General features: G+C 38.6%; 15 protein-coding genes. 10 read left to right on the top strand and 5 right to left on the bottom strand.

Going from position 1 to position 11957, the window contains the following annotated elements; genetic code table 11:
* Nucleotides 1-77: 77 nt before the first annotated feature.
* The 3 genes from AC1DPQ_RS05425 (at nucleotide 78) to AC1DPQ_RS05415 (ending at nucleotide 1407) form a co-directional block, all read left to right on the top strand.
* Nucleotides 78-398 (top strand): DUF2752 domain-containing protein, encoded by a 321-nt coding sequence (locus AC1DPQ_RS05425; RefSeq protein ID WP_477581713.1) that lies wholly within the window; start codon nucleotides 78-80, stop codon nucleotides 396-398.
* Between the two features lie 8 nt (nucleotides 399-406).
* On the top strand, nucleotides 407-895 hold the full coding sequence (locus tag AC1DPQ_RS05420) for a CCC motif membrane protein (protein ID WP_477581711.1): 489 nt from the start codon (nucleotides 407-409) through the stop codon (nucleotides 893-895).
* A 101-nt stretch (nucleotides 896-996) separates the two neighbouring features.
* A complete protein-coding gene (locus tag AC1DPQ_RS05415; protein WP_029275606.1) occupies nucleotides 997-1407 on the top strand; it encodes a BrxA/BrxB family bacilliredoxin in 411 nt (136 codons plus the stop codon).
* A 233-nt stretch (nucleotides 1408-1640) separates the two neighbouring features.
* Here AC1DPQ_RS05415 and cdaA read toward each other — a convergent pair whose 3' ends face one another.
* Nucleotides 1641-2432 (bottom strand): diadenylate cyclase CdaA, encoded by a 792-nt coding sequence (gene cdaA, locus AC1DPQ_RS05410; protein WP_029275607.1) that lies wholly within the window; start codon nucleotides 2430-2432, stop codon nucleotides 1641-1643.
* Nucleotides 2433-2705: 273 nt separating this feature from the next.
* Nucleotides 2706-3560, bottom strand: a complete 855-nt coding sequence (folP, locus tag AC1DPQ_RS05405) for a dihydropteroate synthase (protein WP_477608294.1) — start codon at nucleotides 3558-3560, stop codon at nucleotides 2706-2708.
* 99 nt (nucleotides 3561-3659) lie between these two features.
* On the opposite strand from folP, the gene AC1DPQ_RS05400 reads away from it, so the two are divergent.
* The 5 genes from AC1DPQ_RS05400 to AC1DPQ_RS05380 are packed head-to-tail and all read left to right on the top strand — an operon-like array spanning nucleotide 3660 to nucleotide 7426.
* Nucleotides 3660-4205, top strand: a complete 546-nt coding sequence (locus tag AC1DPQ_RS05400; RefSeq protein WP_477608292.1) for a DUF1599 domain-containing protein — start codon at nucleotides 3660-3662, stop codon at nucleotides 4203-4205.
* Between the two features lie 37 nt (nucleotides 4206-4242).
* A complete protein-coding gene (locus tag AC1DPQ_RS05395; RefSeq protein WP_477608290.1) occupies nucleotides 4243-5394 on the top strand; it encodes a BT_3928 family protein in 1152 nt (383 codons plus the stop codon).
* Between the two features lie 2 nt (nucleotides 5395-5396).
* Nucleotides 5397-6452 carry an ABC transporter permease gene (locus AC1DPQ_RS05390; RefSeq protein WP_477608288.1) on the top strand — a complete coding sequence of 352 codons (1056 nt, stop codon included), beginning with the start codon at nucleotides 5397-5399 and terminating at the stop codon, nucleotides 6450-6452.
* Between the two features lie 3 nt (nucleotides 6453-6455).
* On the top strand, nucleotides 6456-6902 hold the full coding sequence (locus AC1DPQ_RS05385) for a DinB family protein (RefSeq protein ID WP_477583962.1): 447 nt from the start codon (nucleotides 6456-6458) through the stop codon (nucleotides 6900-6902).
* A 20-nt stretch (nucleotides 6903-6922) separates the two neighbouring features.
* A complete protein-coding gene (locus AC1DPQ_RS05380; protein WP_477583960.1) occupies nucleotides 6923-7426 on the top strand; it encodes a shikimate kinase in 504 nt (167 codons plus the stop codon).
* Nucleotides 7427-7476: 50 nt separating this feature from the next.
* On the opposite strand, the gene crtD is transcribed toward AC1DPQ_RS05380, so the two are convergent.
* From crtD to AC1DPQ_RS05365, 3 genes are read right to left on the bottom strand one after another with little or no spacing between them, the layout of a single operon-like run.
* On the bottom strand, nucleotides 7477-8955 hold the full coding sequence (crtD, locus tag AC1DPQ_RS05375; protein ID WP_477583958.1) for a 1-hydroxycarotenoid 3,4-desaturase CrtD: 1479 nt from the start codon (nucleotides 8953-8955) through the stop codon (nucleotides 7477-7479).
* Nucleotides 8956-8959: 4 nt separating this feature from the next.
* A complete protein-coding gene (locus AC1DPQ_RS05370; RefSeq protein ID WP_477583956.1) occupies nucleotides 8960-10663 on the bottom strand; it encodes a M28 family peptidase in 1704 nt (567 codons plus the stop codon).
* A gap of 44 nt (nucleotides 10664-10707) precedes the next feature.
* Entirely contained in the window at nucleotides 10708-11166 is a 459-nt protein-coding gene (locus tag AC1DPQ_RS05365; protein ID WP_057931136.1) for a DoxX family protein, read from the bottom strand.
* Between the two features lie 213 nt (nucleotides 11167-11379).
* Between AC1DPQ_RS05365 and AC1DPQ_RS05360 the strand changes: the two genes are divergently transcribed.
* Both AC1DPQ_RS05360 and AC1DPQ_RS05355 read left to right on the top strand, forming a co-directional pair.
* Nucleotides 11380-11490 carry a hypothetical protein gene (locus tag AC1DPQ_RS05360; RefSeq protein WP_029275619.1) on the top strand — a complete coding sequence of 37 codons (111 nt, stop codon included), beginning with the start codon at nucleotides 11380-11382 and terminating at the stop codon, nucleotides 11488-11490.
* Nucleotides 11491-11630: 140 nt separating this feature from the next.
* A partial coding sequence (locus AC1DPQ_RS05355) for a TRAM domain-containing protein (protein ID WP_477608286.1) occupies nucleotides 11631-11957 on the top strand: 327 nt, incomplete at its 3' end.

Here is an 11957-nt window from a genome sequence, read left to right as displayed (position 1 = left end):
GTATAGGCAAGTGCTTAAAGATCTGGAGAAGTACAAAATATGGAAAGATGCGCAGATCAAATTTATTGGCGATATAGATGGCTCAACCGCAACATAATTTTCTCGATTGGATAAGCGAGCATCTTTTTACTTGTCCGTTTAGAGCCCATTTTGGATTCGATTGCCCAGGCTGTGGCTTTCAGCGTTCGGTTTTGGCTTTATTTAGGGGCGATTTAATCGCATCATTTAAGTTTTATCCCGCAACAATTCCACTCATTTTTGTCGTAGTATTTACCATTGTTCACCTTAAGGTCGATTTTAAGTTTGGGGCACAGTTGATAAAAATCGTTTTTGCAAGTGTTGCAGTAATTATTTTAATGAATTACATTTACAAAATATACACTCACCAATTGATCTAAATATAGCTATGTCAGAAGAACAGGAAACCCCTCAAGAAAATAAACCGATTGATCTTTCAAAAGATAAAAACCCAGAACCTGCACCATTTGAACCGTTAGGTAATGGTCCGGTAACCCCACCTCCATTTCAGCAACCACCACCATTTGGACAGTTTGGAGGAGGTTTTGGTCAACAAAGTTTACCAAACTCAACAATTGTACTTGTATTAGGAATTCTTTCCATTGCATTTTGCTGTTGTTATGGTATTTTGGGACTGATTCCGGCAATCATTGCATTGGTTTTAAGTAAAAAAGACAAGGCTTTGTACGCAGTTAACCCTGCTATTTACAGTTTAAGTTCATTTAAAAATTTAAATGCGGGAAGAATTTGCGCAATTATAGGTTTGGTTCTTAATATTTTATCATTGCTTTATTATGTTGCCATTATTGTGATATTTGGCATGGGGATGTTAAGTGATCCACATAAAATGCAAGAAATCTTAAAAGGTTTAGAATAAGGGCCATTTTAATTTTACCTTAAAAATATAAATCGAATGGTGCATACCATTCGATTTTCTTATTTTTGTAGCATTGAAATTGTAAATAAAAAACTAAGATAATGTATCCAGAATATTTAGTAGAGCCAATGCGTAAGGAATTAACTAACGTAGGTTTTCAAGAATTAAAAAACGCAGAAGACGTAGATCAAGCGATTAAAGGCGAAGGAACTGTGTTGGTAGTTGTAAATTCGGTTTGCGGTTGCGCAGCAGCAAATGCACGTCCGGCCGCAAGAGCAGCAGCAGCACACGAAAAACACCCTGATAAATTGGTTACTGTTTTTGCAGGAATGGAAAAAGAAGCGGTAGATCAGGCTAGAAATTACATGATGCCCTTCCCTCCATCTTCTCCGGCAATGGCGTTATTTAAAGATGGTAAATTGGTTCACATGATCGAACGTCACCAGATTGAAGGCCGTCCGGCACAAATGATCGCTGATAACCTGATCGGTGCTTTTGAACAATACTGCTAACGGTTGATTGCACAGATTGAGGGATTACACCGATAAAGGGTGATTTAAATAATAATGAAATGGTGGGTGGAAACATTCACCATTTTGCGTTTATGGGGCTTGTGAAGATGATTGGGTTTTACTTAGTTATCTTCTACTTAATCGTCATGCTGAATTTATTTCAGCATCTTTCTGCCATTAGACCCTGAAATAAATTCAGGGTGACGACACGAATAAATCCTCACCTGTGATTACTAAAAATCCTTATTCAGCAATTTCTCCAACTCCCCAAACGAAACATTCATTCTTACCCTGCCTTGTTTGGCATACGATATTTCTCCGGTTTCTTCTGATATAATTACTGCAACAGCATCAGTCGTTTCAGAAACGCCAATACCCGCACGGTGCCTTAACCCAAACTGAGAGGGCAACTGGTCGTTATCCGTCAAAGGCAAAATACAGCTCGCACTTTTAATTTTGTTCTCCGAAATAACCACGGCACCATCATGCAGCGGACTGTTTTTCTGAAAGATACTTTCCAGCAAACGTTTCGATATTTTGGCGTCAACAAGTTCACAGCTATTGGCGAAAAATTGCTCATCGTAAAATTTAACGAATACCATTAATGCGCCTGTACGCGTTTTTTTCATGCTTTTACAGGCATCAATAATTGGTTTTATGCGGGTTAAATTATTCCTTTCAATTTCTTTTCTGCCAAATAAATATCCCCACCAGGCCTTATTCTTTTGTAAAAAAGCATTTTTTCCGATCAGCAACAAAAAGCGCCTGATCTCTGGGTGAAAAATTACAATCAATGCAATAATCCCCACGCTCATAAATTTCTCTATGATGGCCGTGAGTAATTTCATATGCAAAGCATCAACAATATGATAGAATATTGCGATGATGAGCATCCCAACGAGTAGGTTAACAGCTAAGGTATTGCGGATTAGTGTATATACGTAATAGATTAAAAGTGCTACGAGCACGATGTCTACCACGTCGGTAATGGTGAATTTTACGAAATCAAAATCTAATCCTTTCATTAGTGGCAAGATAGCAAAACGGTTTTCAGTTTACAAGCAAGATAGGTTAACTGTTTAAATTGGTTAATTGTTTTTTAAGGATCGTCACCCTGAACTTGTTTCAGGGTTTTTACTCCAAAAATAGATGCTGACCACGGAGTAGCTACAAGACAATTGAAAAAAATATTTCTACTTGTAAAACAAGTTCAGCAGGACGAATCTGCCAGAAGTCTGCGCCCTGCCTCAATTTAATATTGGATCAGAAACTATAATCAAATAATCGACCAATCGAAATTAGTCATACAGCATCCCAACTAACTTCACGCATTCTATTGCTTCCCTAACATCATGTACCCTTAAAATGCCCGCTCCTTTTTGTAGCGCAATGGTATTGAGTACCGAAGTTCCGTTCAGGGCCTCTGCTGCCGAAGTGCCAAGGGTTTTATAGATCATTCCTTTACGCGAGAAGCCCACTAAAATGGGGAGTTTGAAAATTTTAAAAGCTTCCATTTGGTTAAGCAGCTCATAATTATGTTCGATTGTTTTTCCAAAGCCAAAACCAGGGTCAATAATTACGTCGTGAACATGAAGTGCCTTAAGCGCCGCAACTTTTTTCGCCAGGTAATCAATTACTTCCAATAACACATTGTCGTAAACAGGGTTTTGCTGCATATTTTGAGGAGTACCCTTCATGTGCATCATCATATAAGGTACCTGTAATTTAGCCACCGTTTCGAACATCTGTTCGTCCATATCTCCAGCGGCAATATCATTAATGATATGCGCACCGGCAGAAATCGTTTCCTCCGCCACTTTCGCCCTAAAGGTATCAATAGAAATAACCGCTTCGGGAAATGCTTTTACTAAACTTTCTACCACGGGCACCAAACGGTCAACCTCTTCACTGGTAGAAATATCTTTAGCGCCAGGCCTTGATGAGTATCCGCCGATATCAATAAATGTAGCGCCTTCATTAATGAACTGGGCTGCTTTGGTTAAAGCCTCGTCTATCGATTTTGTGCGGCTATTGCTGTAAAAAGAATCCGGGGTGATATTTAAAATACCCATCACTTTTGGGCGGCTTAAATCGATAAGCTTACCTTTAATGTTTAAGTTTTGCTTGGGCTCAAAAAAGTTTTTTTCTGCCATAATAAACCCTTTCGGGATTTGGGTTTCGCTTTAAAAATGTATCTTTAGCTTTTGTTTTTTCAGGACAAAAATACACTAAAAACTAAATAATTATTGGCTTTGGCACAAACAAATACCTCTACCGAATTTGATGAAGTGATTGCAGTTTGCAGATCATTATTTTTAAAAAAGACTAAAGATTATGGCACTGCATGGCGGATTTTAAGACCAAGTTCGATAACCGATCAGATTTTTATCAAAGCACAACGCATCCGTACGCTCGAAGAAAAAAAAGTAAGTAAAGTAGGAGAGGGTGTGATATCTGAATACATCGGGATTGTAAACTATTGTATTATCGCCATGATGCAGCTCGAACTGACCGAAAGTGATCCGAACGAGATGCCTTATACCGAAGTTGAAAAAAGATTTGAAGAAAAGGTAACGGAAACGAAAGATTTAATGTTTGCCAAAAACCACGATTATGGTGAGGCTTGGCGCGATATGCGCATTAGCTCGTTAACCGATCTGATTTTGATGAAAATTTTTAGGGTAAAACAGATAGAAGACAACGAAGGGCAAACCCTGGCTTCGGAGGGCGTTAATGCAAATTATCAGGATATGTTGAACTATTCGGTTTTTGCACTGATCAAACTCGGCGTTAAATAAATAGCGTAATAGCCTTTAAAAAAATAGATACATACAGATGCGAAACATACTTTTAAGATTCTCCAGGATTTTTGTCGGTGCTTTATTCATATTTTCAGGATTGATCAAAGCAAACGATCCACTTGGCTTTGGCTATAAACTACAGGAATATTTTGAAGTTTTTCACATGAATTTCCTGAGTGGAATGGCCACTGGTATTGCTATTTTACTTTGTACTTTAGAAATTGTTCTCGGTGTCTTATTGCTATTGGGTTTCTGGAGTAAAAAGGTAGCCTGGGGTTTATTGCTTCTCATCATCTTTTTTACCCTGCTCACATTTATATCTGCAGCGTTCAAAGTAGTTACCAGTTGTGGCTGTTTTGGCGATGCCATTCCGCTTACCCCATGGCAGTCGTTCAGTAAAGATCTGATCCTTTTAGCGCTGATCATTGTTATTTTCTTAAACAAGAACCTGATCCAGCCTTTATTTAAAAAAGAAACCACTCAAAGAAATATCGCTATTGCAGTAACGGTTATATCTTTAGGTTTTGGCTTGTACACTTACAATGTTTTGCCGATTATCGATTTCCTGCCTTATAAAGTTGGTGCACATCTTCCATCATTAATGGTGATTCCTCCAGGAGAAAAACCAGATGAATTTGAGATCATGTATCACTTAAAGAACAAGAAAACCAATGAAGAGAAAGATATGAGCGATAAAGCCYATCTTAAAACAGAGATATGGAAGGATAACAATTGGGAAATTATCGGTGAACCGGCAAAAAGGCTGGTTAAAAAAGGTTTTGAACCTAAAATCAAAGACCTGAACATTACAGATGCTTCGGGTACCGATTATACCAAGGAACTGATCGAAAACCCTTATTATAATTTGATCTTTGTAGCCTACGATCTTCATGCTACCAACGAGGCCGCTATTGGTAAATTGAACGCCTTGGCTTTAAACGCTACGCAGCAGTTTAATATCCGTACGGTATTGCTTACTTCCAATTCGGCTCAGGATGCACAGGTCTTTATCAAAAAGAATAACCTGTTTTCGGAGGTTTTTTATGCCGATGCCGTACCTTTAAAAAGTATGGTTAGGGCAAATCCTGGCGTTTTATTGATGAAGAATGGAGTGGTAATCAATAAATGGCATTTTCACAACGTACCCACTTTCGACCAACTCAGTCGAAAATATTTCGATAAATAAATATGATCGGATACGCGCTAAAAAAACTGATGTATGGACTGCTGGTGATGGGCGGTGTAATATTGGTTGTTTTTGTGCTGTTTAATATTTTACCTGGCGACCCTGCACGGATGACGATGGGGCAAAGGGCCGATGTACAATCGCTCGAAGCAGTTCGTAAAGAATTTGGTTTAGACCGGTCCAAACCTGTTCAGTTTGTTTTATACATTAATGATTTATCGCCAATTAGCATTCTTGATAACGATAGTACCAATCAACAGAAATATCACTACACAAAACTGATGGCCTTTGATAAAAAGGCGCTGGTGATAAAATGGCCTTATCTTCGCAGTTCCTACCAGACCAAACGTGATGTAACAGCTATACTTTCTGAAACCGTACCGAATACCTTCATTCTTGCGCTAACAGCGATGATTTTCGCCACCATAATCGGTGTGTTTTTAGGCGTGCTTTCAGCAGTTTATAAAGATTCATGGATTGATAAATCGGCCAATGCATTTGCCATTCTGGGTATATCAGCGCCTTCTTTTTTTGCGGGGATTATTATTGCCTGGCTTTTCGGTTTTGTACTGAGCAATTATACTGGCCTAAAAATGAGCGGCAGCTTATATTCTTACGATCCCTTTAATGGTGAAGTATTAACCCTAAGAAACCTATGGTTGCCAATGGTTACCCTTGGTTTGAGACCTTTGGCGATTATTGTACAGTTAACCAGAAGTGCAATGCTGGATGTTTTGGCGCAGGATTATATCAGAACTGCAAGAGCCAAAGGCTTAAGTAGAAATGCTATAATTTATAAACATGCTTTAAAAAATGCTTTGAACCCAGTAATTACAGCTATTTCAGGATGGTTTGCCTCATTGCTGGCGGGTTCTTTTTTTGTAGAGTACATTTTCGGGTATAACGGATTAGGCAGAACAACTGTAACCGCTTTAGAAATGTCTGATTTTCCGGTAGTGATGGGTTCTATTCTTTTTATTGCCTTCGTATTTGTAGTCATCAATATTCTGGTTGATATTTTATATGCTTATGTTGACCCAAGAGTTAAATTAAGTTAGGTTATGCGCGAAGAGGAAATTATAAATTATACTGAGCTTGCCGATCAACGCATCATCGAAATATTTAAGCTTGCAACAACCGAAATGCCCGATGCTGAGCGCTTGTTTAGCCATGTACTTAATGCCCAACATATATGGGCGCAACGGATTTCGGGCAAGAAACCACTTTATGGTGTTTGGGATATTCATCATAAGGAAAACTTTGAGCGTATTGCTGCTGAAAATTTTAGATTGATCAGGGCGGTATTGAAAAAGAGTTCTTTAGATAAGAAGATTTTGTACAGCAACACACAAGGTATTGAGTACGAAAACCGATTGGATGAAATTTTATTTCATTTATTTAATCATTCTACTTATCATCGCGGACAGGTTGTAACTTTATTGAAAAAAGAAGGTTTTACGCCACCTGTAACCGATTATATTATGTTAAAACGCGACCATTTATTGTAGGTCGGTTAAATAAAACACACATGAAAATTTTCCTTATCGGATACATGGGCTGCGGCAAAAGTACAAAAGCTAAACAGCTGGCACATCGTTTAGAATGCCCTGTGATTGATCTTGACGCCGAAATTGTTTCAAAAACAGGTAAAAGTATTGCCGAATATTTTGCCGAATATGGAGAAAGTGGCTTTAGGGATTACGAAAGCAAAATGCTTAAAACCTTCGATTATCCAGAAACCTGTGTGGTAGCTACTGGAGGCGGATTGCCATGCTTTTTCGATAACATGGAATGGATGAATGCTAACGGTGAAACCGTTTATTTGCAAATGGAGCCGGCGGCTTTGGTATCACGTTTACATAACCGTCAAAAACGTCCCTTAATTAAGGATCTGGATGATGAACAGCTTTTAGAATTTATTAAAGAGAAACTCAAAGAACGTGATCCTTTTTATACCAAAGCTAAGTTGATTGTAGACGCATTTGACCTGGACGGGGAAAAGTTGGAAGAAGCGATTAAAAATAATCGGTAGATTTTCTTTGCCAATAAACAATTTGCTTTAGATAAGATTTCCCCTAAACCCTAAACCCTAAACTCATCGTCAATTATCTTAGCTGATAACAACGCAAGGGGAATGCCTCCGCCCGGATGCACGCTACCCCCACAGAAATATAAATTTTTAACTTTCGAACTGAAATTGGAATGCCTTAAAAAGGCAGAAAACTGATTGTTGGAACTGTTGCCATACAGAGCGCCTTGATAAGAACCGGTTTTGCTTTCAATGCTTCTGGGGTCTAAAATCTGCTCACAGATAATATCTTTTTCAATATTTCTGTTTAACAATCGACTGATCTTTTTGATAATATTTGTCCTGGCTTCTTTAATCAACACATCCCATTTTTGACCATTATTGGCAGGAACGTTTATCATTACAAACCAATTTTCACTATCTGTAGGCGCATCCCCTCTAATGTGTTTGGCGCTGATATTAATGTAAACGGTGGGGTCGCTGCTGATGGTTTTATCTTTCCATATGGCATTAAACTCCTTTTGGTAATCTTCAGCGAAAAAGATGTTGTGCAGGCCCATATCGCTGTAATTCCCATCCATGCCCCAGTAAAAAATCAAAGCAGAGCTACTCCGTTCCTGGTTTAATAATTTTTTAGGTTGAGCTATGTTTTTAAGCAGGTTTTTATAAGTAAACCAGACGTCGAGGTTCGAAACAACAACGTTAGCTTTATAGGTTTTATCGTTAACTTTTACGCCCTGTACTTCGGATTTAGGTTTATTAGAATATATAATTTCCTCCACCTTTTGATTGTAATGAAGCCTTATTCCCAACCCTTCTGCCAATTTTACCAGGGCAGTAACAATACTATACATCCCGTTCTTTGGAAGGAAAGCTCCATAGTGGTACTCGAAATGTGGAATTATATTCAATGTGGCCGGTGCCTGATAGGGATCGGAACCATTGTAGGTGGCATAACGGTTAAAAAGCTGCGCTATTCTATCGTCTTTAAAGAACGATTGGTTTGCTTTTGCCTGGGTTCTAAAAGCATCAATCTGGCCAAAACGGAATATAGATTTTAAGGTGTCCCAGTGCAGGTAGCTTTTAATTTTATGCAAACTTCTTTCCAAAAATACACGGTGGGTAACATCGTAAATGGTTTTGCTTTTGTTTAAATAGCGCTCAACCTCTTTTGCAGTTGAAGCTGTTTTTTCTTCTATTTCCTTGGCAAGTTCATCGAGATCTGCACTTGCGTTTAACCTTAAGCCATCTTCGTAAAAATAACGGCAAATTTCTTTTAGTTTTAGATATTCAAAATAATCTTCAGGGTTTTTGCCTGCCAGTTTGAAGAGTTCATCCACGTACTGGGGCATGGTAAAAAGGCTCGGTCCGGCATCAAACCTGAAACCGTTCATTTTTATTTCTGTCAGCTTACCTCCAGGTTTTGAATTAGCTTCAAAAACATCAACCTCATAGCCCTTTAAGGAAAGACGGATTGCCGATGCAATGCCCGCAATTCCGGCACCGATAACTATTGCTTTTGGTTTAGGCATCAATCTACTTTAACTCCTCTAAATATAGCTTCGTTTGCTTTTCGATCTCGTTGGTGGCAAACTTAATGGCCGAACCAACTCTGGTGGTTTCGGATTTTACAGGCATCTTGTTTACCGTTGCCAAAGCATCAGTATACCATTTGGCCCACACTTCAATAATGTGTTTCTCATCCGTTGCGGTTTTCCCTTTTGCAATTTCCTTTTTGCTCAGTTCAAATTCAGTTTTTAAGCGGGTTAAAGCATCAGTTTTAACTTTCGAGATTGTGGCTATCGCAGTATTTTCATCTGCAGAAATTAAAGTATAGGCAGCAGTTAAACCACTTATCCCAACATTTTTCATTTCGGTTGGCGAAACCTTATCAATCCTGTCGTTATCCGTATGGTAGAAAACATCGGTAAAGTGCCACATCAATAATCCTGGAATTTTATTTTGCAAAAATGGTGTGTGGTCGCTGCCACCTTCGAACGGATTATAATTAACTGTCCAGTTGGCAAATTTGCCCTGTGCTTTACAGATATCGAAGATAAAATCGTTAAAATAATGCGGAAAAAGATCTTTTTCAGTAACATCGCCAGCGCCCCATTCGGTATGTTTATCAGCTCCCCTTGTCCAAATGGCCGATGGATCAGGCATTTTTTCAATCAGGAATGAGCCGCCGGTTTTTTTAGTGTCCTCGCCAACCATATCCAAACTCATTCCCCACATAATGCCTTTGGCCCGGGTGGTATCTTCGGTAATATATCTTCTTGTTGATACAATTTCGTCGCCCCATAAAAAAGTGAGGCTACGCTTCGGACTTATCTTTTTTGCCTGATATAATGCTGCTGTTAGCCTTGCCATTTCTGCTAATGTACCAACACCACTTGCATTATCATTTGCGCCAGGCTCCTGAACATGGGCACTGAACACAAAACGTTCATTAGGATTTACATTGCCTTTAACATTTGCTACTATGGTTAATTCTTCGGAGGGGTAAATTTTAGTCTGAATACTTACTCTTAATTTAGTCTCGCCTTTTAAACAGGCTGCTTTTAATTTTTCTTTAGCAGCATAAGATAAAAGCAAGGTCCATACCTCACTATTGGCTTTCATGCTCCCAAATTGGATAGAAGTTTGGTGTACCTCTGGTTGGGTGTACTTTGGCATCGAATAGCCCAGCACACCAATGGCTCCCGCTTTTGTGGCTATTTGAAGCAAACGTGACGGACTGTTCTCAGAAAAAAGGATTTTTCCTTTAAGGTCCATTTTCTCTATTTCGGCAGGTAATACGTTGGCAATGTAAACCACATTAGCTGTAACACCTCCTGCAGCTGTTGATCCGCAATTGATTGGAATCATATTGCGGTTAGTTTTATAAGAGATGAGTGGTTTTGTTTCGCCAACGATATCAATATTGGCATCAACAGGTTCCCAGGTATTGTTTTTCATCGCTCTTTTTTCGATGCGATAAGTTAAAGGAGCCTCAAATTCATCCTGCTTCTGTTCTACAAAACCGGCCTTTTTAAGGATATTTTCTACATAATGGATACTGGCATTAAAGCCTGTGTTACCGGGTACGCGAAAGTATTTTTCTACAAAAGCAGTTGTTTCATAAGCGTTTTTTTCTAGGAAACCAGCCCGCGTTAGCGTGAAATATTCATCTGTCGAATTTTGTGCGTAACATCCCAATCCCGCAAAAAGCAGTGCAAAAAGTATCTTCGTTTTCATGATCGTTCGTAAAAGCGAAAGATACTAAGAATATTTAATGTTGTTTAGGCGTACCGCTTGCCAGTTTTGCGTTTCAACCCTTCATCAACCGATAATGGGCCTGAACCTACTACCCAAAACATGATGAGCAGAAACAAGACCAATACCGAAAACCACAATTCCGAATTCGGTGTGGAGAAACCCGGCGTAAGGTTAACGAAAAATACCGCAAACAATAAGATTGGAATCTGAATTACAACGGCAAAGCGGGTAACTAAGCCTAAAGTAATTAAAACACCCCCAACCAAATGCGCAAATGCAACAACATGAATGGCGACACTGATGAGCATGCCCGAAAAACCAAATACGTTGTTTTGTGTAATCATGTTCTGAAGAACCGAAGTGTCGCTAACAAAAGAAACACCTTTTCCAAAAATGATCAGGCCAAGTACAATCCGAAGATAATCTAGCCATTTTGAGTGATGAACATCTCCCCAATGTTCAATTTTACGGATAACGTTCATAATGAACCTCCATTTTTATGTGAATGATACTTTAAGTTACGGATTTTTATTTGGTTATCAAATAAGGAACTGAAAATCAATTGATCGCAATTGTAGTTGTTRTAAAGGGAATGATTTAACCTTTTGATGTAAAATTAACATAAAATTAATTTATACCGTTTTGGTTTTTGGTATGAATTTAGTATTATTGCTTAAATAGATAGGTTTTTTATCATGAGCAAAGAAATATTAGAGTTTTCTGTACTGGTGGATGAAAAATTTGACCTAAAATTTAATTGGTTAGATGGCTTTTGGGGCGCGGCATTTAAATTTTTTGGAAAATAATTTTTAAAATCAGGGTTCCATTGCCGGACAGTTCTTGTTCGAGTAGGATGATTATGGCCAATCTTTTGATTAATTGGTTTTTAAACCCTATACCTTTCTGTCCTTAACCTTTAACCTCTTTTTTCTATATTTGCAAAATAATGAGTAGAAGAAAACCTGGTACGGTAACTATTGTTCCAAACGTACATATAATCGATATTGCTGAAGAGGGAAAAGGTGTTGGCAAGGCTGACGAATTGGTCATTTTCGTTGATAAAGCCGTTCCCGGTGATGTGGTAGATGTCCGGTTGACCAAAAAGAAAAAGAATTTTGCTGAAGCAATCATCGATCAGCTTCATGAAAAATCAGCGTTGCGTACTGATCCTTTCTGCCCTCATTTCGGAACCTGTGGCGGTTGCAAATGGCAGCATATGGGTTACGATGCTCAATTAAAGTTTAAACAGAAAAATGTTGAGGCAGCTTTACAG

This window comes from Pedobacter sp. 01T416_2 (assembly GCF_056398925.1).
The sequence above is the reverse complement of the archived record's forward strand: the minus strand, read 5'-3'. Positions and strand labels throughout refer to the sequence as shown.